This window comes from Gardnerella sp. C0026F2 (genome assembly GCF_056590715.1).
In genome coordinates this window covers 144383-169418 of record NZ_JBWPWR010000001.1, presented here as the reverse complement: position 1 = coordinate 169418, position 25036 = coordinate 144383, and the positions used below count along the sequence as shown (strand labels likewise).

The 25036-nt window shown below is 44.8% G+C and carries 15 protein-coding genes and 1 other RNA gene; 1 reads left to right on the top strand and 15 read right to left on the bottom strand.

Annotated elements, in window-relative coordinates:
* Positions 1-34 precede the first annotated feature (34 nt).
* The 10 genes from AC1EK3_RS00525 to AC1EK3_RS00480 form a co-directional block, all read right to left on the bottom strand.
* Positions 35-1870, bottom strand: a complete 1836-nt coding sequence (locus AC1EK3_RS00525; RefSeq protein WP_480033296.1) for a proline--tRNA ligase — start codon at positions 1868-1870, stop codon at positions 35-37.
* Positions 1871-2148: 278 nt separating this feature from the next.
* On the bottom strand, positions 2149-3606 hold the full coding sequence (locus AC1EK3_RS00520; RefSeq protein WP_480033297.1) for a PIF1 family DEAD/DEAH box helicase: 1458 nt from the start codon (positions 3604-3606) through the stop codon (positions 2149-2151).
* A gap of 57 nt (positions 3607-3663) precedes the next feature.
* Positions 3664-4371 carry an oligoribonuclease gene (gene orn / locus AC1EK3_RS00515; RefSeq protein ID WP_004117685.1) on the bottom strand — a complete coding sequence of 236 codons (708 nt, stop codon included), beginning with the start codon at positions 4369-4371 and terminating at the stop codon, positions 3664-3666.
* A gap of 203 nt (positions 4372-4574) precedes the next feature.
* Positions 4575-6119: an IMP dehydrogenase gene (guaB, locus tag AC1EK3_RS00510; RefSeq protein ID WP_415687889.1), complete on the bottom strand. Its 1545-nt coding sequence runs from the start codon at positions 6117-6119 to the stop codon at positions 4575-4577.
* Positions 6120-6205: 86 nt separating this feature from the next.
* Positions 6206-7309, bottom strand: a complete 1104-nt coding sequence (locus AC1EK3_RS00505; RefSeq protein ID WP_004107423.1) for an MraY family glycosyltransferase — start codon at positions 7307-7309, stop codon at positions 6206-6208.
* A 128-nt stretch (positions 7310-7437) separates the two neighbouring features.
* The gene (locus AC1EK3_RS00500) at positions 7438-8124 is read right to left on the bottom strand and encodes an L-threonylcarbamoyladenylate synthase (protein ID WP_480033298.1); all 687 of its coding nucleotides are present in this window, start codon (positions 8122-8124) and stop codon (positions 7438-7440) included.
* Positions 8125-8254: 130 nt separating this feature from the next.
* The gene (gene prmC / locus AC1EK3_RS00495; RefSeq protein ID WP_480033299.1) at positions 8255-9160 is read right to left on the bottom strand and encodes a peptide chain release factor N(5)-glutamine methyltransferase; all 906 of its coding nucleotides are present in this window, start codon (positions 9158-9160) and stop codon (positions 8255-8257) included.
* A gap of 90 nt (positions 9161-9250) precedes the next feature.
* A complete protein-coding gene (prfA, locus tag AC1EK3_RS00490) occupies positions 9251-10348 on the bottom strand; it encodes a peptide chain release factor 1 (protein ID WP_004118799.1) in 1098 nt (365 codons plus the stop codon).
* A gap of 93 nt (positions 10349-10441) precedes the next feature.
* Positions 10442-10654 carry a 50S ribosomal protein L31 gene (rpmE, locus tag AC1EK3_RS00485; RefSeq protein ID WP_004113085.1) on the bottom strand — a complete coding sequence of 71 codons (213 nt, stop codon included), beginning with the start codon at positions 10652-10654 and terminating at the stop codon, positions 10442-10444.
* Between the two features lie 157 nt (positions 10655-10811).
* Positions 10812-20411 (bottom strand): InlB B-repeat-containing protein, encoded by a 9600-nt coding sequence (locus AC1EK3_RS00480; protein ID WP_480033300.1) that lies wholly within the window; start codon positions 20409-20411, stop codon positions 10812-10814.
* 495 nt (positions 20412-20906) lie between these two features.
* Here AC1EK3_RS00480 and ssrA point away from each other — a divergent pair.
* Positions 20907-21303, top strand: a transfer-messenger RNA (tmRNA) gene (gene ssrA / locus AC1EK3_RS00475).
* A gap of 66 nt (positions 21304-21369) precedes the next feature.
* On the opposite strand, the gene AC1EK3_RS00470 is transcribed toward ssrA, so the two are convergent.
* From AC1EK3_RS00470 to miaA, 5 genes are all read right to left on the bottom strand, one after another.
* Complete coding sequence (locus AC1EK3_RS00470) at positions 21370-21792, bottom strand: hypothetical protein (RefSeq protein WP_480033301.1); 423 nt, start codon at positions 21790-21792, stop codon at positions 21370-21372.
* Positions 21789-22307, bottom strand: a complete 519-nt coding sequence (locus AC1EK3_RS00465) for an ImmA/IrrE family metallo-endopeptidase (protein WP_480033302.1) — start codon at positions 22305-22307, stop codon at positions 21789-21791. Before AC1EK3_RS00465 ends, AC1EK3_RS00470 begins: the two co-directional genes overlap by 4 nt.
* 409 nt (positions 22308-22716) lie before the next feature.
* Positions 22717-23175 carry a Fic family protein gene (locus AC1EK3_RS00460; RefSeq protein WP_480033303.1) on the bottom strand — a complete coding sequence of 153 codons (459 nt, stop codon included), beginning with the start codon at positions 23173-23175 and terminating at the stop codon, positions 22717-22719.
* A complete protein-coding gene (locus AC1EK3_RS00455; RefSeq protein WP_004574988.1) occupies positions 23172-23684 on the bottom strand; it encodes a Panacea domain-containing protein in 513 nt (170 codons plus the stop codon). Before AC1EK3_RS00455 ends, AC1EK3_RS00460 begins: the two co-directional genes overlap by 4 nt.
* 312 nt (positions 23685-23996) lie before the next feature.
* On the bottom strand, positions 23997-25022 hold the full coding sequence (gene miaA, locus AC1EK3_RS00450; protein WP_480033304.1) for a tRNA (adenosine(37)-N6)-dimethylallyltransferase MiaA: 1026 nt from the start codon (positions 25020-25022) through the stop codon (positions 23997-23999).
* Between the last annotated feature and the right edge of the window lie 14 nt (positions 25023-25036).

Genomic DNA, 25036 nt, shown 5'->3' with positions numbered 1-25036 from the left:
ATATTTCTCACGATTCAAAATTACGCACCAAATTTTACTTATTCAAAAGTATTTTGACACGCTCTACAATGCGGCTTGCAGCCTCGTCAACTGGAACTGCTTCAACATTTGAGCCGTTGCGATCGCGGATTTCAATCGTGCCATTGTTCACGGTATCGCGACCCGCTACAGCAATCAGAGGCACGCCAACAAGCTCAGCATCCTTAAACTTTACGCCTGGAGAAACCTTTGGACGGTCGTCAAAGATTACTTCAATTCCCTGCTTACTAAGCTCTTCAACAACCTTTTCAGCAGCGTCAAAAGCAACCTGATCCTTGCCCGTAGCAACGACGTGAACTTGAGCTGGAGCAATTGCCATTGGCCATGCGAGACCAGCATCATCGTGATGCGTTTCTGCCAAGCATGCAATCACGCGGCTAACGCCAATACCGTAGCAGCCCATCCAAACTGGCACAGCTTTACCGTTTTCGTTAAGAACGCTTAAGCCCAAAGCCTTAGAATACTTTAAGCCAAGCTGGAACACCTGTCCGATTTCCACACCGCGTTCGAAGCTAAGCGGACCGGAACCATCTGGGCTCATATCGCCGTCACGAACCTGGGCTGCTTCAACAACGCCGTCAGCTTCAAAATCGCGGCCATAAACAGCGTTATAAACATGCTTTCCTTCTTCGTCAGCTCCTGTAATCCAGGCGCTTCCCTTTGCAACGTGAGCATCCATCAAGTAGCGAACAGGATTTGCAATACCACTACCCTCTTTGCGAGCTTGAGGACCTAATACGCTAAATCCAATGTAGCCCTTAACGAACTCAGGATGAGATTTCAAATCATCCTCAGTTGCTTCTTCGATTTCTGCAGGAGCAAACTGAGCTTCAAGACGCTTCATATCTACCTGGCGGTCACCTGGAATACCAATAGCCACAATCTCGCGCCATGGCTCCTCATGCTCGCCACCCTCAGCGTCAGCCGGGTGCTTAACAGCAATAATAAGATTCTTCAAAGTGTCGTCTGCTTGCCATTCGCGGCCATCTTTACGCGGATGCAAATCGTTAGAAACCTTAACCAAAGCCTCAATCGTCTTAGCGTCTGGAGTTTCGAGTGCTTCTGCTGCAGGAGTTGCCGAGTAATCAACATCAGACATTTCTGGAGTGGTAAGAGCCTCAACATTCCAAGCTTTTCCGGAAGGAGCGAGCGCAAAAGTATCTTCACCAATTGGCATTGGAGCCAAGAATTCCTCAGAATCAGAACCGCCCATTGGACCGGAAACAGCGTGAACAATCACGTATTTAATGCCCAAACGGTCGAAAATGCGAGCGTAAGCAGCGCGCTCTTCAACGTAAGCAGACTTCAAACCATCTTCGTCAATTGAGAACGAATAAGCATCCTGCATAATAAACTCGCGGCCGCGGATAAGACCTGCGCGAGGACGGAATTCGTCGCGATACTTCGTTTGAATCTGATACAAAGTAACAGGCAAATCCTTGTACGAAGAATACATATCCTTAACAAGGAGCGTGAAAACTTCTTCGTGCGTTGGAGCAAGAAGATAGTCAGCTTCATGACGATCCTTAAGGCGGAAAATGTTATCGCCGTATTCTTCCCAACGGTTTGTAGCCTCATAAGGCTCACGTGGAAGAAGCGCTGGGAAGTGGACTTCCTGCGCACCGATACCGTTGATTTCTTCGCGAATAATCGCTTGAACCTTGTTTAAAACCTTGAGTCCGAGCGGCAACCAAGTCCACACGCCTGGTGCAGATTTACGAATATAGCCTGCGCGCTGCATAAGTTTTGCGGAAGTCACGTCCGCGTCTGCAGGATCCTCGCGCAGCGTACGAAGGAACAGCTGAGACATACGAAGTACATTGGAATTCATGCGTTCCAATCTATTTGCGCATGAGGACATAAACACTTGTTTACGCGCATCAACAAAAGTGATGCTCGATTAGTAATTTCGATTAGGTCATGGAGCGCGCAAATCTGCCAGAGCGACATAAACTAAGCAGCTATGTAAAGAAAAAGCCGCTATTTCGCACGTAGCCGACCTTTTCTGTACACGCGCGTAAAGTTTCTGCCGCTTTTTAGGCGAAATCCGACCAAAACTTTACAGTCGCGTAAAGAAAAAGCCGCGCGCCAGTAAAAACGCGTATCGCACTAAAACTCATCGTCGAAAGAAAACTCGTCCGTAACACTGTCTCCAGCATTTTCAAAAAGACTAAACTCTTGCTGATTTGCGAAATCTGCTTCTATATTATTTGTTACGAAAGCAGCTGCGCCCTCGCTAGAAAGCAGCTCACTCGCACGCTTTGAAGCATCACGCAAGGATCCGTCAAGCAGTACGGCATCCGCCGAAACGCTAAACGCGCGATCATTAATACCTTCCAGATAAAGCCCACCCAGATTTTCCACGCGAGAAAGCGCCACGTATCCCATTCCGGGAGCGAAAGTTCTACGCAAATCCATTACCGCACTGTCGAGCGTCATACCTTGCGATTTATGAATCGTAATTCCCCACGCACAACGAAGTGGCACTTGATTTACGCTAGCAAGTACCGTTTCGCCATCCGTCATTTCCCATGCAGCAGGCTTAAGAGTTACAATATTGCCGTTTTCAAACTCAACAATCGGCCATCCACCCTTAGATTCAGGAGCAAATCTCAAAACACGCCCAACCGAGCCGTTTACGTACTGCTTTTCCTGGTCGTTTCTCAACGCCATCACAGCAGCCCCAGCCTTTAAAACTAAACGCTCCGGAGCAAGCATATTCTTCTTTAAGCGCTCGACGAGATTTTTAGAGCCGGCTTCCGTTGCTACAAACTCGTGAGTATCAGCATCAATTTGCGCAAGTTTAGCATTATTTAATCCGTCTGCTTGCGAGTTCGTTGGGAAAAGATGCACTGCAACTTCGTCATCTTGAGGATATTCGCCAAGACGGCTGGAAAGCACTTGCTTATCGTCGTCACTTACGAGACCGCTACGAATATCTGTTAAAACATCAAGTAACTTGCCGTCATCTTGACGATGCTGCTCAGTTAAGTAGCATACAACAGGTTTCAAAGCGTCCCACGCAAACGATTCCGTAATATAGCCTTCCGGATTTTTTCCAGCTGCAGCATACTTTTCGCGCGACGAAATAAACTCCTGACTCGGCTCGAACACGTCACGATTTCGCATAGAAGTGCTAACAGGAGGCAGCTGGAAGAAGTCGCCCGAAATAACTACTTGAAGCCCGCCGAAAGGAGCGGGATTTTTGCGCACTTTACGGCATACTTCGTCAACCATGTCAAAAAGCCACGCATGTATCATTGAAACTTCGTCCAACACGAGCACGTCCGTGGCTTTTATGCGCTTTCCTCGCCTAGCTCTAATGGTTTTAAGAAGCGTATCCGTAAGTGCGTTTGCAACTCCAACTCCACTCCAAGAGTGAATTGTTTGACCGTTTAAATGAGTTGCTGCGATTCCGGTAGAAGCCGTTACAGCCACGCTTAAACCGTTTTTTCGCATTTCGCGAATAGCCGCGTTTAATACGTAGGTTTTACCTGCACCCGGAGCGCCGGTAATGAACGCGCTTGCACCAGCGTCGATTATGGTTAGAGCTTCGGATTGCTTCATCGGCAGTACCTTTTATTGCGTTTAATAGTCGCGCTTTATTTAATAGTAGCGCTGTGTTTAGTAGTCGCGCTTTTCTGCGGAATTTACGTCTTCTAGCGCCTCTCCGCGACGTTCGTAGTCACGAAGCAAGCTCGTGCTTTCAATATGCTGCGCGCCAGCTTTTGCCTGTGCTTCGCTTGGGCCTGGAGCTGGAACAAACATCATGTCACGATAGTAACGAAGCTCGTCAATAGACTCAATAATATCCGCGAGCGCACGGTGACCGCCATGCTTTGCCGGCTTATTGCGGTAAACGTCCGGGTAAAGCCTGCGCGAAATTTCCTTCAACGTGCTTACGTCGATTACGCGATAGTGCAGATTTGCCATTAAATCTGGCATGTAACGGTCGAGGAACTTTTTGTCGGAACCGACGGAGTTTCCAGCAAGATGAGCTTTTCCGCGAGCCGGCAGGAAGCGCTTTACGTATTCAACTACCTGCTTTTGCGCTTCTTCCAAAGGCAAACCATTCTTATTCCACTCGTCAACAAGTCCGGAAGAAGTGTGCATATTGCGTACAAAATCGTTCATGTGAGCCACAGCAGCATCGCTCGGCTTAATCACTAAATCAATTCCGTCGTCCAAAACTTTCAGATTAAAGTCGGTTGGAACTACAGATACTTCGCATAATTCGTCGTGGAAAATATCGAGTCCCGTCATCTCGCAATCAATCCAAATTAAGCGCGACTCTTCCGGCGTAAACGTAAGATCTTCCTTAGCTTCAGCCATTTTCGTTCCTTTCCTAATATTTTTTCGAACCCATCAGCCTACATCTTCGTACAGACGAGGCGCGTATTAAAAACGACGAAAAGCAGGCAAGTTGTGAGTAACTTGCTTAACTTTTCGCCGTTTAATGCAAAAATAGTTGCGATTTATACGCGATTTATACGCGACTTAATAGCGCACAACGCGCAACTTACGCACCACTCGATTTAGTTGTGGAAACCGCTGTAGTTTGGCGCTTCTGCAGTCATCACAATATCGTGAGGATGCGATTCGCGAAGACCTGCATCAGTAATGCGAATAAAGCGTCCGCGCTCTTGCATTTCCTTAATATTGTGAGCACCAACGTAGAACATGGACTGATGCAAGCCGCCAAGCAATTGGTAAAGCACAGCATTAAGTGGACCGCGATATGGAACTTCGCCTTCAACGCCTTCTGGAACCACCTTGTCGGAGCTGGTAACGTCTGCCTGGAAGTAACGATCCTTAGAATAAGACTTCTTACCGCGAGGAGCCATTGCACCAAGCGAACCCATGCCGCGGTAAAGCTTGTACTGCTTGCCGTGAAGAAGAACCTTTTCACCAGGAGCTTCCTCGCAGCCAGCCAAAGTACCGCCGAGCATAACGGTGTCAGCACCAGCAACCAAAGCCTTAGCAATATCGCCGGAATAGTGAATACCACCATCAGCGATGCATGGAATACCAGCAGCCTTGCAAGCCTGAGCAGCATCGTAAACTGCAGTAAGCTGAGGTACACCAACGCCTGCAACAACACGCGTAGTGCAAATAGAACCTGGGCCAACGCCAACCTTTACAGCGTCAACGCCGGCATCAATCATAGCCTGTGCGCCTTGGCGAGTTGCAATATTTCCGCCAATAATTTGCACGCCGTCGAAAGCCTTATCTGCCTTAATTCTGCGAATCATGTCGAGAGCCAAGCGAGCCTCGCCGTTTGCAGTATCGACCACAAGCACGTCAACTCCAGCTTCCATAAGAGCGCACGCACGCTGCCAAGCATCACCAAGGAAGCCAATGCCAGCAGCAACGCGCAAGCGACCCTGATCATCCTTAGTAGCATCCGGATACTGCTCAGTCTTCACAAAGTCCTTAACAGTAATCAAGCCTGTAAGCTTACCTTCAGCATCAACCAAAGGTAACTTTTCAATCTTGTTATCCGCAAGCAAGCGGTGAGCATCTTCCTTAGAAATATCAGAAGGACCAGTGACGAGATTTTCGCGCGTCATCACGTCCTTAACTTTCAAGCGATCGTAATCTTCGGAAGCAATAAAACGCATATCGCGGTTGGTAATAATACCAACTAAACGATTTTCGCTATCTACTACAGGCAAGCCAGAAATATGGAAACGCCCGCACAATTTATCTAAATCTGCGAGCGTTGCGTCTGGATGAACTGTAAGAGGGTCGGTAATCATTCCCGACTCGCTGCGCTTAACAATGTCAACCTGCGCAGCTTGATCATCAATAGAAAGATTGCGGTGAAGTACTCCAATGCCACCGTTACGCGCCATGGCAATAGCCATATCGGACTCGGTAACAGTATCCATAGCTGCCGAAATAGTCGGCACTTTCATGGTAATTTCGCGAGTCAGACGAGTGGAAGTATCCACTTCGGACGGAATAACATCAGTTTCGTTTGGAAGCAAAAGGACATCGTCATAAGCGAGGCCGAGCTTCTCGAAAATTGGTGGAACAGGAGCATACACGGATTCCGTGTTCATATCAGTTGTAGCCATAGGGTTACTATACGTTTTTGCTATGACGTTTGCCGAAACGCACCCAAAACTCGCTCCACATTAAGGAAAACAAAATTAAGCAGTTGCTACGAATTGCGAAGTTCAGGCAGGCGGCGACGCAAGTACGGCATCATTGTGAGCACAGTAAGCAACGCAGCAGCAAGAATCATTCCAACAAGCACATACACAGCTTTAAAGAACAGAATCATAATAGAGCCAAACGCAATCAGCGCCGCCCATCCCCACAAAATCAGCACAGCACCTTGCACAGAATGCCCGATGCGCAGCATGCGGTGATGCAAGTGCATTCGATCCGGGTGCATTGGCGACTGCCCTTTAGCAACGCGCCTGAAAATCGCCAAACACATGTCGAGAACCGGCAAGAACAGCACAAGAATCGGCAACAAAATCGGCATAAATACAGGCAAATAAATACTCGTGTGAACGGCGGACGGATCCAAATGGCCAGTCATAATAATCGACGCGCAAGTAATTAAGTAGCCGATTAGCATGGAGCCGGAATCGCCCATAAAAAGTTTCGCAGGGTGCCAATTGTGCATGATAAATCCGACGCACATACCTACCATTGCAACGTCAATAAGTGTTGCCATTGATGCGTAGGATGGCGACGTGCGCGCAAGCATGTAAGAGTATGTTGCGAAGGCAATTCCTCCGATTGCAACAATTCCAGAAGCCAAGCCGTCTAATCCGTCTACAAAATTTACTGCATTAATTGAAGCAACGATTAGTATTGCAGTTATTGCGATTGACACGCTTGGAGATGCCGTTACGAGCGAGCCGAGCGGCAAAGTTACAATTTGCAACCCTCCCCACGCTACAAAAACAGCTATAAGCAGCTGACCGGCAAGCTTTAGCATCCAATCTAAATCCCAAATGTCGTCACATACCCCAAGCAGGCATATCATAACGGCTCCTGCTAGCACAACCCACGGCTGGTGCGTTCCTGCAAAAAGCCCGGAAATAAACGGCATAGAACTAGCGAAAGCCATCGCAACTGCGAAACCAAAAAGCATACCTACACCACCCATACGTGGCGTTGGAATAGTATGCACGTCGCGAGCGCGAACTTTGCCAACAGCACCCATGCGGATTGCAAGGTGACGAACAAGAGGCATAATAAGCCACGTAGCACCGCCTGCAATTGCTGCAATAAACAGGTATACCCTCATGAATGCGTCCTTTGCTATGCGATTACTTCGTTGGTTTTAGCAGCGTTTACTAAATTTTTCGCTTGCTTATTTTGATTGTAGCGATTTGTTAGTACCAGAAATTTAGTACCAGAAATAAGTTAATAAACTTACTCACTTAACGCATTGCGAATTTCGCTCTCCGAAATCACACCTTCGCGCAAAATCACAATGCCGTCTTTATCGTTTGAATCCGCGCCAACTACCGTGCTTGCCACGTGCGAGCGAGTCGGACCTGCGTTCAAATACAGCGGAATTTCGTTGCCGAAAGCCGCAAACGCTTCTTCCACACTGTCTGCACTTTCGTTACCGCTGCGATTCGCGCTAGAAGCAGCCAAAGGACCTGTAACGCGCAGAATTTGCATTAATTCCGGGCAATCCGGCACGCGCACGCCTTGAGTTGCTTCAGCTGCTTGAGTTGCTTGAGTTGCTTGAGTTTTCTCATCAGTTTCATTCGTTTTGCACAGCGTTGCAAGCTTTGAAGCAACCGAGCCTTTCTTCGCGCGCGCAATCGGAGAATATCCACCCGGAAGGAACTTTTTGCCTAAAATATCCAGTGGAGACGGCAAATACAGCCCAAGTTTTTCTAAATCTTTCACTCCGCTCATTAAAATTTGCAGCGCCTTCGTGCGCGGTCTGCGCTTAAGGTCGTAAATTTTTGCAACTGCAGCTTCGTTAAACGGGTCGCAAGCAACGCCGTACACGGTGTCAGTTGGTACTACGATTACGCCACCCTCGTTAATAATTTGCGCTGCCATTTGCAGTGATTCCTCGTTGATATTGCAAATTTTGCTCATTTTTGCCTCTTTTGTTGCTTTTATTTATCTTGTTGCTTTTGTTTATTTGCTTATTTTATTCTGTTTGAGTCAAGTCTTTCGTTTGAGTCAAGTCTTTAGTTTGAGTCAAATCTTTCGTTTTAGTCAAATCTTACTTTTGCGCAAAAGTGTATCGCGGTCTGCCAGTTAAGTCATTTCCAACTCTAGCACGCGAAAAACCTACGCTTTCCGCATACTTTTTAAGCGCATCTCCTTGCGAAATATCGTGTTCCATCACCATCGCTCCCCCGCAGCGAAGCAGCTCAAAAGCCACGTGCATAATCTGTTCCGGAATAGCTAAACCGTCCGCAGAACCACCGTACAACGCAAGCGGAGGATCATATTCTCGCACTTCAACCTGTTCCGGCACTTGATTTTCTGGCACGTATGGAGGATTTGTAATGACTAAGTCTGCTTTGCCGCAAATTGCGTGAAGTTCCGGAGTTAAATCCGAAATATGCGCTTTGGTTGCATCTGCAAGAACAGCATGGTATCGACTGGAAATCTGCATATTTTCGTAATTCTTTGCAGTTTCTTCAAAATTTTTTCGCAAATATTGAAAAGCTTCAGGAGATTTTTCTACAGCCCACACTTGCGCGTCTGCAACTTCCGTTGCAATCGACAATCCGATCGCTCCCGAACCTGCACATAAATCGACTACCGTAGGCTTGCTAATACCAGATTCGCGCAACCAATCCAAGCCAGCATCAACAACAATTTCCGTTTCGGGCCGCGGCACAAAAACGCCTTTGCCAACTTGCAAATCTAAGTAGCGAAAAGGCGCGCGGCCAACAATGTGCTGCAACGGCTCGCGAGAAGCACGCCTAGCTACAAACTCGCTATATTTTCTAGCATAATCGGGCGAAAAATCGGTTAAATCGCCAAGTATTAGCGCCTTGTTCAGCTCAGCTAAGCTTACGCCGCAAGCTTTACCCAGCAGCAAACGCGCGTCGTATTCCGCAGACTCAACGCCTGCTTCACGAAGACGCGCAATAGCATTTTGCAAAAGTTCGCGCATAATACAAGCAATTCCTAGAAGCTAATTTCTACGAGCTAACACAAACTAACACAAGCTAAAACAAGCAACAAGTTTAAAGGATATTACTTATTACTTGGCTTGCGCTAAGCGGTCAGCTTCATCCGCCTGAATATCACTGTCGATAACAGGCTGCAAATCGCCGTCAAGAACCTGGTCAAGATTGTAAGCCTTGTAATTCGTGCGATGATCCACAATACGATTTTCTGGGAAATTGTACGTGCGGATTCGCTCAGAACGGTCCAACGAGCGCACCTGCGAGTGACGCATATCTGCCGCCTCAGCCGCTTCCTGCTCGTGCTTCATAGCAAGCAAACGAGACTTTAATACGCGAAGTGCTGCCGCACGGTTTTGAATCTGCGACTTTTCATCTTGCATGCTAACAACAATTCCGGTTGGAATATGCGTCATGCGAACCGCGGAATAAGTAGTGTTCACGGACTGTCCGCCAGGACCGGAGCTCATGAAAATGTCGATCTTCAAATCTTTTGGATCGATTTCAATTTCGTCGTCATCTTCATCTGCTTCCGGGAACACGATTACGCCGGCTGCGGAAGTTTGAATGCGCCCCTGCGATTCAGTAACTGGGATTCGTTGCACGCGATGAACGCCGCCCTCATACTTCATGCTTGCCCACACGCCGTCTTCTGGAGCAGGCGTGCCTTTTGCGCGAATCGCAAGCTGAACGTCTTTTACGCCACCAAGTTCCGTTGAATTTTCGCTTTGGATTACGGTAGTCCAGCCGCGCTTTTCTGCGTAACGCATGTACATACGCAATAAATCGCCAGCAAATAATGCAGCTTCTTCGCCGCCTGTGCCAGCTTTAATTTCCATAATCATATCGCGCGCATCATCCGGATCCCTAGGAATTAGCGCCGTGCGAAGCTTTTCTTTTGCTGCTGGAAGCTGCTCTTCTAATCGCTTAGCTTCTTCAGCGAAATCTGGATCGTCGCTTGCCATCTCGTTTGCTGCTTCAAAGTCGTCGCAAAGCTGCTTGTAGTTGAGGTAAGCGTTTACGATTGAGCCGAGTTCTGCATGCCTGCGGCCGAGTTTTCGAATAGCGTCCGGATTTGATGCAACTTCCGGACTACCCATACGACTTTCAATATCGCGATACTCTTCTAACGCGGTAACTGCTGCCGGGAACTGTTCCTCTACTGACTCAGCCATCATATTCCTTAAGTTAAAAATATTTAATTTAACACATAAAACGCCAGCCCCGATTCCGCGAGTTACACGAAAGCAGGGCTGGCGTCACAAAAGCTACTTAGTCTTCTTACCGTAGCGCTTCTCGAAGCGAGCCACGCGGCCGCCGGTGTCGAGAATCTTCTGCTTGCCGGTATAGAATGGGTGGCACTTTGAGCACACGTCAACCGTCATGTGATCTCCATCAGCGGTGGAACGAGTTACGAAAGTGTCTCCGCAAGAGCAGGTAACCTGCACTGCGTGATAGTCGGGATGAATACCCTGCTTCATAATGTCTCCTATGGAATTCGGGCGACCCGGGTCGCAAAGCCCCAATAGCTAAGCGTGAACCGGAACCTTCGTTATTTTAGTCACCACCCTCGACGCGCTTATAATTCGCATAAAAATGGAGCGCATGAAAAATTCAAACGCTCCAAATTTAAATAAATTATTTATTATTGCGACGCTTGCGATGGTGCTTGCCAGTCTTTACAACCGTGAGACCAATTGCTGCGATTGCTGCCGACAAAATACCAGCGGATGCAACTCTAGACGTGTCACTACCAGTCTTGGCGAGCACAGGCTTTGACTCTGGCTCTGGTTGTGACTCTTCTGTTTCAGGCTGCTCAACCTCAGGCTCCATAACTTGAGCTTCAGGAATCACAGAAGGCGCAAAATCTGGCACAAACGGAATCTCAGGCGTTGGCACAGGTGCTGGAGTTGGAGGAGTTGGTACAGGTGCCGGAGCAGGTTTGCTCTCAGAAATCACATCAATTTCAACAGTAACTTTCGCTTCGCGACCGTACTTATCGGTAGTAGTAAACGTTAGCTCAACTTTTGGCTTTCCGTTTAGAATCTTTGGAGTGCCGGAAATCGTGCAAGCAGTGCCAGCGCAATTTGCGTTAATGCCGTTTACAGAAATCAAGCCTTGAGGAACTAACTCGTTAATATTTACTTCCTTGCTGTCTACCGTAATCTTTGTGTTATTAATATCCGGCGTTCCGTCATCTTTAAGAACTCCCTTAGTTAAGTTTGCAAGTGTAAACGTTGCAGGAACACCCTCAATCGCCTTGCCGCTAAACTTAAACTCCACAGGATCCATCTTCTCGAAGTTTGCAGTAATAGTGATTTCTTTCTTTGGCTTAGCGTCAGGAATAGCATACAAATCCACATGCTCATCAGCAAAGAGTTTCTTCAAATCTTGCAAAGTCGAGCTATGCAAAAGCCTAATTTTAGCCGCAATATCAGGCCTTTCCTTTTCTTCTGCAATTTGTATAAGAAGCTCGCGCTGTTCTTCCGAAGCGTAATCTTCTTCATTGACCTTATAGGCTGGAATCTTCACATCTGGCTTAGCAGATTTTATAAGATTCTTGAAAGCTTCCAAAGAAGATTCGTGGCTAGCGCGAATAATACTAGCTACGTAATGTAAGCCGTTAATATCCGCAAACCGAGCTAACGCTTCTTTCTTCTTATCAAAAGTAAGCTTGTCATATTCAGCTAAGTCTATTCCTGCATTCTCTAGCTTCTTACTCAAATCGTCCAAGGAATCATTAGACTTACTAATTTCTTCAGCAAGTGTTTCATTTCCAGCTTCTTTAGCAATTTTTGCAAGCAAAGCTTTTTCACGATTATGCTCAACGATTTCATCAACATCAATGCCTTCTTGTGTAAGCATATTATTCTTAATATTTTGCAATGAATCGTTAGACTTACGAATGTTAGAAGCTAGATCAGTGTTACCCTTACTTTCGGCAATCTTAGCTAATTCTTCACGCTTAGCATTGTAGACTTGCGCAGCATGTTGCTTTTGCGCATCGTTCAGCAGATTTTGCAAAGCAGAAAGCGTAGAGTTACGCGAATCACTGATCAGCTTTGCAACATAGTGCATTCCGTCAATCTTAGCCAAACGAGCCAAAGCTTCGCGTTCTTCTTCTGTAGCCTTGCGCTTATCTGCTGGAACTGCTGGAGTCTCATTCGTAATAGAAGTCCAATTCTTGAACACGTAGCCCTTATCTGCAAGCACATCTGGAACCTGCATAAGGAAACCATTAGCGTCATTTCGCACCCAATATACTGAAACTGGCTCGCTACCAGCATTTTCAAGAGGCGATTTTTGCAAACTTCCGCCATCTCCAGCTACATACGTCACCTTCGTATAGTTCTTTTCTATGAACTTAGCTGCAGCAGTGCCTTCAGCTGGCAAATCGTTATTTGCAATAACTTTAGGCAAAACGTACACGCGCACAGGCAACTTAGTTGTAACAGTTTTTTGTTTACCACTAGAATCAGTTTCATCAATAGGCTTAGTGACATTCACCATAATTGTTGAAATTCCAGGCTTTGAAACATCAACCGTAGAGCTATCATCTATAGATACACTCACTTTAGGGTCAGTGTTATGTACGAGCTTATTAGCGTTTGGAATCTCATCTCCAACGCCAATAACTGTTTCTGGAATCTTCACATCATCAACGCCATTTTGCTCAGCAACGAAGATGCGCGGCTTACTAATATCCCAATTGTCATGTAAGAATATGTTCGACTTATCGCCTCTTGCATTATACATTTGCCACTTTGTAAAACCGGAAAGCGTTGCAGCAGTGTCGCTTGCAACCTTCTTAGCAAACTTAATGTTATCTTCTTTATCTTTTCCGTGACGAATATACAGCAGTTTTGGCTTATACGAACCGTCAGCCCACGTTCTACCAAATCCTGGAAGGAATATGGTCGCAACGTAACCGTCTGGAATCTCGTCTTGCTTGGAAGCGTCGATTACGTTCTCTACGCGCTTATAAACCGCTTGATACGTAGTGTTAGCATCATATTTATTTGTCGATATGCTTGAGCTTTGCAAAATTTCGTTTGACTTAACGTTATCCGTAGTAAGAGTCTCAGCACTACTGTTATCTTTTGTAAAGCTATCAAGCTTCTTCCAACCAACGAACTCGTAATGGTAGCCATCAGCGTCATAATCCTTGCCAATAGCCTGAGGTGCGCGCACGCCAGAAGTCTTGTTCGTATGTGCGTAGAACAAGGTTCGAGAACCACTAGCCATAGTTCCATAACTATTATTCGTAATGAAGTTAACCTTCTTATACTCACTAGCTATTTTGTCATGCTCAGATTGATCATCTTTAGTTGGATTAGCGCCAAGATCCTTTACATTTTCACCGTAAATCAAGTCGTGCATTACTTTAAGCTTGCCAACAGTCTTATAAGGAACAGGCTTTTCCACGTCTTTATACTTAACACTAACTATTAACGGAACAGTGTAAACGCCAGCTTTATCAACAGTCGGAGCAGTAGATGCATACTCAACTGTTACACTCTCTACATTTGGATTCTTATTATCGCCGTCAAAAACAGAATAATTAGCAATGTAATCTTTTGGCTCTGGAAGAGTCGTTTTATCTCCACGAATTGCAAGCAAAGTATTACTCTCAACTTCTGGAGTAGATAAAGGCTCCTGATCTGCAACGAACTCTTGGAATGATTCGTTAACAATCCACTTGCCTTTAGATTCAGCAACATTTGGAATAGCATCAACTGGCTTACCATCATTACGCATGCTGCTTCGAGACCAAGTTCCCTTAGCACCAGTTAGCTGATTATTAAGCCAGTCTAATGCATTACTTCCGTCTTTTGTAATCTTTTCAAGATCAGTGCCCTTCTTTACGTAGAACACCTTAGGGCCACTTGTTTTGTCATCCCACAATCTACCTGGAGCAGGCTTGAAGATTGCAACTACAGCATCCTTAGGAACTTCACCACCGTCAGACGAATTGGAGAAGTAGTCAATCTTCTTGTAAACAGCGTGGTAAGTTACACCGTCTTGCAAATTCGCATCCGAGTAGCGGTCGCTTGAATTTATGTCAAACTTCTGCTCTGGATTCGGATTCTCAACAGTCGGCTCTACAACCCTAGTCGCCCAGCCCTTAAACACATAGTGGTATTTATCTTTACCATGATCCATGCCGAAAGCTTGCGGCACGCGGATTCTAACATCCTTACCTTTATAAACGTACGCAGTAAGCGTAGTTGTTCCGCCAGCAGGATGAGTAGTGTCAGTCGTATCGTGACCAATAATAGTGCCTTCATCATTCTTGCCGGTAAAGGTAATTGGAACGTAGTCGTTAGCATTCTTGCTGCCGTACTCTGTAGCCTTAAACTTATCCCAATCGCTTGCGTACACCAAATCTGGAAGCACTCGGTACAGCACTTCAGCTTCAGCTGGCTTTTCGCCGCCAAGCTTCACTTGCACTTTAATCTTGTGCAAGCCCGGAGTGCTGTCAAACTTTTCGCCAGGCGCAAAGCTGAACGTAGCACCCTCTGGATACTCATCAGCATTCGTTATAAGCCTCTTAGCAGACTCTCCACTTGTAGTACTAATCTGTTCAGTTGGCGTAAGCACTTGCGGAGCTGCGGCAACAGGAGCTTTTAGCTTGAAGTTAGCGGTGTAAATTACTTCAGGACCGTTCTGCTCTTCGGAGCGAATCGGCAAGCGCTCTAAGCCGGTAGCATACTTAATCTCCGTAGAGCCAGGGGCATACGAACCGATTTGCGAAGTCCATTTTACAAACTCAAATCCAGGCTTCGCTTTTACTGTTGGAAGCGGCATCTGATATGCCTTCGTGCCCTTAATTGCGTCGTACACAAGAGCAGAGCCGTCAGCTACCTTACTTCCTTGCCAGTCAACAACGCTACCCATAGAGCTTTGGTCTTTGGCCACTTTAAACACGTAGCGCGTGTAGTGATCCGGGCGATACTGAGGATGCTTAGGATCCTGATACTCAGTATCCTTAGGATGCTCAATATCCTTAGGAGGATAACACTTGCGCTTAAGCACGCGAACGTCTTTATATTTGAAGGTGATTGTTTTTTCGCCAATCTGCTTGCCATCTTCGTCAGTAGCGTATTCAATATTCTGCTGCGTAGTTTCCGGCATAAAGCCTTCAATCGGCTTGTAGAACGCTACGTCATACTTTCTGTTTACAGAGCTGACTTCGCTTTCAGGAAGAAGATCCTTTTCTTTGCCATCCTCACCAATAGTTACATAGCGAACCTTATACTTGCGCGTATTGTACGTTTGGTAAATAAACTCGCCAGTATTCTTATTCTCGTCACTCGAGGCTTCAAAGCTTGTGAACTGCTTATCTGAGAAGTGCGTTTCGTCACTGTAGACTGCTTCCGCATTGTAGCGCAAATGCTCACGCAAGCCGGAAACAGTTTGAGTAGAAACGTGGTCCACCATCGCGGCTTTTTGTGCGTCTGAAAGACCCTCTTTTTTATAGTCATCAAACGTGTACCCAGGCTTTAAGAATATGTGCTTAAAAGTGCCGTTGTAGCGAGTATCCTCAATCCACACTGCTTTAAGCGTTATATCTTCTACTACTTTGTTGCCGAAAGCGTACGGAAGTTTTGTGCCGTTCTTGTCAATTTCCCAGCCGTAGAAGTCGTAGCCTTTGCGAGTTGGAACCTTTATATCTTTATTTTCCTTAATAACATAGTAGTGATCGAACTGCTTTTTCGTAACTACGTTTGTTCCAGATTTCTCTTTGCCGTTTTCGTCGGTTTCAGGCATATTGTAGTTAAGCGTTACAGTGTGCTTAATACCTTCTGGCTTACCCCACGCAGCGTAAAGCTTAATGCCGTTGACTGGCACTGTAATATCTTTGTCTTCGCCATTTATAAACCGAGTGCCGGCTTGATCAACGGCCCAGCCTTTAAACACGTAATCTTCTGGCAAATAATCAGGGCGAATGATGGAGTAAGTTTTGCCGTTAAGCGTGAAAGTGTACTTGCCATCTAACTGCTTAGACGTATCTTTAGCATCGTCTTTAGTTACAGAAGCATCGTAAGACTTAACGTTGCCACCGTCGTAGTACAAGTCTGCGTCTTTGCCCTTCAATTTAGCATTGCCGCGCTTGGTCAAGCTATACTCAAACGGCAGTTTTTCTTTAGCAACATCGCTACTACCAGTACCAGCACTTATAGCATTGCCGTCCGCATTATAAAACTGCACAAAGTACGACTTGCGCTTGTATTTAAATACAAGGTAGCCGTTTTCATTATATTCTGTTGAGTCTTCGTCTCCACCAGCTAAGTGATTACGGAAGCCTACATGATACTCTTTCTTAAAAACTTCTTTAGCATTATCATCTAGATCATCCCAGTCTTTTTCACCATTTTTTTCATATTCGATAGAATGTGAATATAAATCTGTTAATAGATTATCATCAAAATCATATTCCTCATGTATATCTATACGACCCGTCTTTTTAACAGAGTTAAAACCAGCTATGGATGAAGACTTATGATCGTATTCCTTGTTACTAGTATCATCTTTGCTATACGAATCCGTTGAAAGCACATAATCATCATTGCCTAGATCATTGCCTGAATCATCGCTTGAATCATCGCTTGAATCATTGCTTGAATCATTGCCTGGATTATTGCCTGAATCATTGTCTGAATCATTGTCTTTTTTAGCAGAGGCAATACTTTGCTTTTCAATGATTACCTGAATAGGCATAACCTGAATATTACTGGTATCAGCTGTAAGCAGACGCTGATTATCTTTTAACTCGTATGTATTATTTGGATCACTATCAGGATTATCACTAATTTTAAGATTGTGCTTATTACCCACTACACGGAATTTAGGGTCAGCAAATTCTTTTTTAGTAAAACGAAATGGAGGAGTATCACGAAACTCTACATCCCCTGCATATCCAATACGCCACCCAAGAGAGCCTGTATCTTCATTAAAATCTAATTCATTTGCATTAGGCCAAATATCAGTAAGACTCTGACCATAACGAACATTTACACGGTAACCTTTGTGGTTAATTGTATTGTCATCATCATCTTCGTTATTATCATCATACTTCTCTGAGCAATTGCCGCCGCCAGCATAGCAATAAATAGTTGTTTTGCCGTTTTCGTCAAGTCTTTTTATAGCAGCATTGTTTAAACGCTCAGCATCTTCTGAAGATTTAAGTACAGCAGGCTTAGCAAAAATAAGCTCGTAAGTATTGCGGTCGTAAACTAAGTTAAGAGTGTTGTTTAAGTCGTCCGCGCAAAGCTTCGACTTACTACGTTTGCCTAAATCTGGGCGACCTGGCACAAAATAATGTTCCTCACTGTTAAGCTTTTTAGTGAGATCCTTATTCACGTGGAAGTAGCGCGTGAATATGTCCTTACCATTGTTTGAAGCAGCACCAGGATTCTTAGTATCATACCCTTCTAAGTCTGTTACATGCTTATCGTTCATCCAGTTGAACTTTGAAATTAAGCCGGTCTCATGGTCAGAATCTGTACCCTGAAGCTCTTCTCTAGTTAAGCCAAGCTCTGGGGCACTTACATAATTATCCTCGCTTGTGCCATTAAGCTTACTAGTATCATTAGCAACGCCAGCATCATCCATATTATTAAGCGCAACGTCGCTATCTGTCTTCACATTCTTGCGCTCAACAAGACCAACAAAGTCGTAATTTGCAAGCGAATTAGGATTCTCTTTGTCAACCAAATCCGCTTTTTGCACCCACACATTCACGCGGTAGCTGGTAGTATTGTTAGCATCCCAATTAGCGCGGAATTGCACATTGTGATCCGGCATCTTGAAGTCATCAAGAGAAGCGATAGTAGTATCATCAGCATAGAGCGGATCATTCTTTTTGCTAGGATCGACTACAGACCAACCCTTAAACGTGTAACCGCGCTTAGTTGGGTTCGTAACTGGTGGTACAGGTTGCTGGTAATACACTTTTTGAGCAGTAACATCCGTGCCGCCATTAGAATCGTAAGTAACTTCATACGCCTTACGGTAGTAGCGAAGGTTCAAAATAAGCTTGTCGCTTTCATCTTCAGAATCCGAAAGTGGCGAGCTAATAAGATTGTGCTCTGGTTCGTAGCCTGGAATATACGTTGAAATAGCGCTTACATTAGAGCCGACTGTGCCCGTAATCTCCGTAACGTGTATTCTCTCAGTACTGCCATCCTTATACTTTACAGTAATTACTTTGCCTATACCCAAATTTGAAGCATCGTGGAACTCATCCTTATGATCAAGATCCTGCACCAAGTGACGCACATAGTACTTAGCTGTTTTAGGAGCGTAGTTGATGTTCAACTCGCCGTAGTACTGAATGCCATCTTCTGCTTTTGGCTCTGTAGAGGACGAAGATTGCGGATTTGTAGTTGCTTGAGATGATGAGGTTTGCGGAGCTTGAGCGCCGTTGTTGCCCCCAACAGCCGGCCTTTCCTTTACAGCGTAATCAGTAATCAGCTTTTTGTCTATACGCAAGTAGCGAATAGCATCCGCATCCGTGCCATCGTCAATAACAAACTTGCTGTTATCTCCCTCACCTTTTTTAACGTAGTACTGGTAATCACCGGAATGATATACAGATGGGCGGTATCCAGCAGACTTTGGAAGCTCAATGTATTCGTACTTGCCATCTTTGCCAAGATTATCGAAGCCGTCTTTGTCAATCGTAAGCTCATACGGCTGCACAAGCTGCTTATTCGCAGCGCCACCAATCGTGTAGCGAACTTTCAAATTGTACGTAGCTCTTGGCTTTTTGTCAGTTTGTACCTGTTTGTTGGCTGTATCTGTGCTGTCAGCCTCTAGATTATCTGTATTCGGCTTAATTACCTGGCTGTTTGGATCAGTTGCTGTGTTTGTTGCGCCAGCGTTTGGTGTGCCAGTGTTCGATGTGCCAGCGGCCGGTGCAGGAGCGTTTGCTGAGCCAGTGGTCGATGTGCCAGCGGCCGGTGCAGGAGCGTTTGGTGTGCCAGTGTTCGATATGCCAGCGGCCGGTGTAGAAGTAGGTGAAGACGTTGGCTGATTGTTCGGCGTAGAAGCAGACCTAGACTCTGGAGCAGGTGTTGAGCCAGGATCTGAAGGCGTAGCGTTTTTATTCTCGCCTGTGGCGCCTGTAGTTGCACCTTCTGCACTGCTTTGCGAACTTTGAGCAGAGCCTTGCGAACCTTGAGCAGAGCCTTGTGAACCTTGCCCTTGTGTATTGCCTTGTGCAGTTGTATCTGTACTTGGGCTCGCTGCAGTTCCAGAACCAGCGTTAGATCCTGTACTTGCAGGAGTTACAGGAGTAGACGGTGTAACTGTATTAGCTGCAGGTGTCACAGGAGATGCAGGCGGAGTTGCAGGTGAATTTGCCGCAGAAGGTACACTACTCCCATTGGAATCACCATCGCCGCTCTCAACAGACCTATGCTTACGCACTTTCGGCTTATTTTCAGCACTTACTGTATTCGTATTTTCTGCGTGAGTGCTTGAAGGTTGTGCGTTTGTATTCTGCACCGACGCAGGCGCACTTACTTCAGCAGATCCAGCAGATCCAACAGCATTTACCGTATTTTCAGTAACATTTGCCTCTGAACCTGAAGCTGCATTTTTAATCTCAGAAGTATTTGTATGCGTAGCAGACTGAACACTATTAGAAGCTTTATTAGAATTTGCAGACTCAACATTCTTCGCATTTTGCAAATTCTTCGCATTCTGCAAATCACGTGCATTCTGAGCGTTCTCAATGGTCTTGTAAGAATGTCCGAAATTAACCTGTTCTGAAGAACTGCCTAACTGCGAGTCAATTTCGCTCTGTTGTGCTTCTTGTTGTTGCGATTCGTGCTGTTTTGCTTCACTCTTATTTATTTCACGCTGCTCAATCTCACGCTGTTGTGCCTCGCGCAACTGTTGCATTTGTGCATCATGGCGCGCAAGCTCCACAAACTTCTGTGTTTGAGCACTCTTCTTGAGCACGCCAGCACCCCAACGCTGCATGTTCAATTCTTCTACATCAGGCTTACCTTTGCCCATTTTTTGCGTCGTATTAGACGCATCAATAATATCTTTTTGGGTAGGCTGAAGCGCGGAAGCCACAACAGACGGCAGCATCATTGCCAAAGTTGAAGCAACAGCAACTCCAGCAACTCCCCTACGTAAAGCACGAGAACGCTTCACAGCATGAGCCTTACGAAGTGTTCTCTTTGGTTTATTATCACCATATAAATCTTTACGCTCTGACATTATTTCTCCTCGCTACAACCAATTTCAAGTAAACTGCGCATACTTATAAATCTTCATATATATTATATATAAACACAGTATATGAGAATAAAATAAACATTTGTTATAATTTTTTATTCATTACAAATCAACTACAACTCATATTTTACTCTTAGCAAATAAAACCACCTAACTAAAGATATATTACTCAATACCCCCCCCCATAAAAATAGAATTTTGTAAAAAACGTAAACAAACACTGTGTAACTTTGCGGCAAATGTTCCACAAAAGCGACAAAAACTTTACAGCGATGTAAAGAAAATGTCGGAATATAGCAGAAAAACGACAAAAATTTTACAGCGGTGTAAAGAAAATGTCGAAATATAGCAGAAAAACGACAAAAACTTTACAGTCGCGTAAAGGAAAAATCGCGCGCAATATATGATACAATGTGAAAACATGTGCTTTAGCGCAACAAATGTGCTTTAGCGCAACGATTGTTTGAAAAATCAAAAGGGGTCGATCGGTTTCGACGGCGATCTGTTCGCCGCGGGGAAGCGTGCCGAGAATGCGAAAGTCCACTCGTAAACGTCCTTTCGCAAAAGAATAAGTGCTAAATCTAATCGCACTGAGTTCGCTCTCGCTGCCTGAGCTTCGCGCCAGGATTAACCAGTGAGCAGCCGCTCCGTTCACCCACTCACGTCTTCGGAGTGGTGCTGAACGTCATTAGAAGACTTGCTTGAATTGCCGGGCTGCAGGGTGATTCAGGGACTTTTACTGTAGATATGCTCGCCATGAATTGTCTGCGATAACATGGGGGCAGAAAAACTGCCGCACGGCCAGCAGACTACGCACGTAGAAGACCGAGGGTACGGTCACCGGACCGGGGTTCAATTCCCCGCGACTCCACAAACGCAAAAAAGGCGCTGAAAATGCAAAAATCGCAATTTTCAACGCCTTTTGTGTAGATAAAATATATTAACGCTTTTCAGCTTTCTTATCCCTCTTCCTATCGTGGAACGGGAACAGGCTCCTAGCAATAACCCAAAGAATACCAATAATTTCAACAATAGTTGCAGTGAACCACGCTATAAATACTTCAGAAGTTATAGCATAATGTACCAATGGGAAAAGAATCAGACAAAGGATAAAACCTACATTAGTCGCTATCAATTGCCACTTAATATACAACAACGCCTTTTCTGCTAAAGTCTTTCTAAGATTATTCTCATCTTCCTTTTTCTGAGCCTTCGCAGCTTTTATACGAAGCCTCACAGATTGAAGGGACAAATGTTCATCTTTAGCCGCAAATTCTTCCGCATCCGAAGTAACACCATTATAGTTAAATTCAAGATGCTGAGCTTCACGAATTTTAGAATATAATTCATCTTGTCCACTCATATTTTCAACAATCCTAAATTGGTAAGTCTATTCCCCAATGCAGCGTCAGAAACATCAAGAGTACTCTTAATCTTATAAATACTCCAATTAGAAGCCCAAACTATATACAAAAACTTTGCAGGCATAAGGAGTTCAGCAGCAAAAGAATTAGCCCAACGTTCATCATAATTAGTGCCTTTAGAAGATTGCTCATTCCTGAAATCAACATACCCATATTCAGAGTTCTTATCGATGACATGATTCTTCCAATAATGACCAAGCTCATGCGCGATAGTAAACCTTTGCCTAACCGAAGAGCTATTTTCATTAACATAAATAGTTGGAATATCTTCATCCTTTTTCTTAAGAATAAAGCCATCAATGTTATTTTTCAGTTCTGAAGTTACTTCAACTTTAATTCCAAGCCTATTTGCTATATCCTTAACATCAATTGGCGGCGTAGTAGGGCCGTCTTCTCCAATAGTCTTTAGACGCAATTGTACAGCAGCTTCAATTGCTTGTTGCACATCACTCATGCTGCACCTCCTTTCATTAGATATATATTCTACTATTAAAAAAGTGAATATTTGCGATTTGGCTTATTTGACGCGTGCCTAGTCTCTATATGATTCACACAAGAACGGGAGTGGAAAGGAAAGAGCGATAATCCTGGATAACATCACAAGTAACGCCAAGAGCTTCAGAAAGAAGCCAAACATCAGTTATTTGTGTTTTCTGCCAGCATCTAACGCGCATACAGCACTGATTACAGCGCAACCAGTAATGAGCCAAGTCGAAAAATGACACCATACTCCAGCGATAATAACAAGCGAGAATATAGCCGATACTATTGCATCTAATTTCATAATGAGCCTGCAGTATAGTGGATAGTGAGTCCCGGACACTTGGTCTGTTCGGGACTCTATTTAATTAATTAACTTCATTCTATAATAAATGTGCGCGCGAACGTAACTGTTCAGCTAAACTCGCACGCGCAATCTTACCTTCAACAATATTCTGAATCCACTTATATAAATCATTGTCAAAAGGATTTACGCTATCTTCGATATCAAGAATAATCCCATTATTGCGAAGCAAAGCTACACATGTTAATACTGTTGTACGCTTATTGGCATCAGGAAAAATATGGTCTTTAGCAAGATGCGTAGCAAAGTCAGCAATTTGGTCAAAAATATCCGTATAATTATTTCGATCGGCTGGAGAGCTATCAAAAATAATCGCAAATGAAGAATACAAAACATTTTCAACACTGCCCTGAACTTCTTGCTTAACAGTAGCAAGTCCTTGGCTTGTATCAACAATCTCTCGTTGAATAGAACAAACTATTCCCGCGAAGGCAATAATCTGTTCCTCATTCCAAACAAGAGAATCATACTGGCTCATGCGTCACCAAGGATACGCAAAGTATTCGGATACTGTTTTTTTACAGCATCTACAGCACTAATAAACGTATTTTTCTTAGCAGGATACGAAGTAACATCTGACGATTGCAGAATATTCTGTACAAGAATCGGCTTATTGCGCGATGCATCATACACATTGTGCCATGCACCGCCAGCACGATGAGCATAATTTACTAAATCAAACGCATTCATCCAAGCATATTTTTCAACAACAGTATCTACAATGCAATCAGCATACTGGCTAGTTTCGTGATTAGGCGCATTAAAAATACGATTCCTACCAAACTGCTTAAACTCGTTATAAACGCTAGGCTCTACAGGACCATATTCCCAAGCTTGAATCTCATCCGTAAACAGCGGACACTCAGGATTATTACGCAACGATTCCACCTGCGCAAAATATACTAGTTTATTCAAAGTGAGATTGGTTAATGCTAGCGTTTTTCCATATCGATCAATAAAAATTGATGCTATATCTAAAGCTTTCATATTTAATCTCCTTTCAACAAACTTATTACACATACAAGAGTAAAATATATTTTACAGAATATCTTGTTAATATTACCACAAAAACGCAAGATAAGGCGATATTGAGCGCATTGGTACTAAAACGTTATTCTATAAAACTCTTAGAAAAATAAGGCGTTAGTGGCTGTTAAATGCAAATTCCCCGCGACTCCACAAACGCAAAAACGCCACTGCTATACCATCGCTAACGCACAGGTAAACAGTGGCGTTTTTTGTAGCAAAACCCAAATTATTTGAGTTATTTCCTAAAACCCAACGTTTTCAAGATTTAAGTTAAGCGTCGAAAGCATCTCCGAGATGGTGCTGAGTAGTGTGCTCAGCAGTGTGCTCAGTATCGTCAGAATTATCGCAATCAAACTCCCCCGCGTCCGCAGCATCAACGATTGCGAGCGCAGCTTCCGCAAGATCTGGTCGCAACGCATCCAACCAGTGGATGCGCGCATCTCTACCAAACCAACCCATTTGTTTGCGCGCAAGTCGTCGAGTTTTCTGCGCAATATCTGCAAAAGCCTCATCCTCACTCCACACGCCATCCAAATAATCCATAATCTGCTGATAGCCGAGAGCACGAGCTGCAGTCACACCCAATCGCCCTCGAATCGCACGCACTTCATCCACAAAACCCTGCTCACGCATAATTTGCGTGCGTAAATCAACGCGCTTATCTAAATCTTCACGACGCAAATCTAAGCCAATTTGCACGCAATCAATCACATACTTATAGCGCGGAAGTGTTGCGGAATAAGGCTTTCCCGTAAGCTCAATCACTTCAAGCGCGCGAATTGTACGTCGCGGATTGCGCGCATCCATATTAGCAGCCGCAACCGGATCCTTCTTCTTCAACTCATCAAAAAGCGCGCCTGCTCCTTCTTTGCGCTCGCGCTCTTCCAAAGCCGCACGAACAGACTCATCCGTGCCCGGAAAAGTAATATCATCCACAGCAGCACGAGCATACAATCCCGATCCTCCAACTAAAATCGGCCTCACACCGCGCGATTGCAACTCACTAATACACTTCCTGGCAAGAGTTTGAAAGCGCGCAACCGTCATAGTTTCTTCAGGATCAATAATGTCAAGCAAATGGTGAGGTACTTCCGCTTGCTCCTGCGCGCTCGCCTTCGCCGTACCAATATCCATGTAACGATACATTTGATACGCGTCCGCGTTGATTATTTCCGCACGAATCCCGCACTCAGCTAATTTTTTCGCAAGCGCAATACCAAGACTAGTTTTGCCTGAAGCTGTAGGACCAACTATTGAAATTACTTTAGGAATATTATCCTGCTTATTTTCAGACAAAATACACTCCCCGT

Excerpts from the sequence above, each read along its gene's own strand:
- AC1EK3_RS00525 (WP_480033296.1), bottom strand. The coding sequence starts at position 1,870 with ATGAATTCCAATGTACTTCGTATGTCTCAGCTGTTCCTTCGTACGCTG.
- AC1EK3_RS00520 (WP_480033297.1), bottom strand. The coding sequence starts at position 3,606 with ATGAAGCAATCCGAAGCTCTAACCATAATCGACGCTGGTGCAAGCGCG.
- orn (WP_004117685.1), bottom strand. The coding sequence starts at position 4,371 with ATGGCTGAAGCTAAGGAAGATCTTACGTTTACGCCGGAAGAGTCGCGC.
- guaB (WP_415687889.1), bottom strand. The coding sequence starts at position 6,119 with ATGGCTACAACTGATATGAACACGGAATCCGTGTATGCTCCTGTTCCA.
- AC1EK3_RS00505 (WP_004107423.1), bottom strand. The coding sequence starts at position 7,309 with ATGAGGGTATACCTGTTTATTGCAGCAATTGCAGGCGGTGCTACGTGG.
- AC1EK3_RS00500 (WP_480033298.1), bottom strand. The coding sequence starts at position 8,124 with ATGAGCAAAATTTGCAATATCAACGAGGAATCACTGCAAATGGCAGCG.
- prmC (WP_480033299.1), bottom strand. The coding sequence starts at position 9,160 with ATGCGCGAACTTTTGCAAAATGCTATTGCGCGTCTTCGTGAAGCAGGC.
- prfA (WP_004118799.1), bottom strand. The coding sequence starts at position 10,348 with ATGGCTGAGTCAGTAGAGGAACAGTTCCCGGCAGCAGTTACCGCGTTA.
- rpmE (WP_004113085.1), bottom strand. The coding sequence starts at position 10,654 with ATGAAGCAGGGTATTCATCCCGACTATCACGCAGTGCAGGTTACCTGC.
- AC1EK3_RS00480 (WP_480033300.1), bottom strand. The coding sequence starts at position 20,411 with ATGTCAGAGCGTAAAGATTTATATGGTGATAATAAACCAAAGAGAACA.
- AC1EK3_RS00470 (WP_480033301.1), bottom strand. The coding sequence starts at position 21,792 with ATGAGTGGACAAGATGAATTATATTCTAAAATTCGTGAAGCTCAGCAT.
- AC1EK3_RS00465 (WP_480033302.1), bottom strand. The coding sequence starts at position 22,307 with ATGAGTGATGTGCAACAAGCAATTGAAGCTGCTGTACAATTGCGTCTA.
- AC1EK3_RS00460 (WP_480033303.1), bottom strand. The coding sequence starts at position 23,175 with ATGAGCCAGTATGATTCTCTTGTTTGGAATGAGGAACAGATTATTGCC.
- AC1EK3_RS00455 (WP_004574988.1), bottom strand. The coding sequence starts at position 23,684 with ATGAAAGCTTTAGATATAGCATCAATTTTTATTGATCGATATGGAAAA.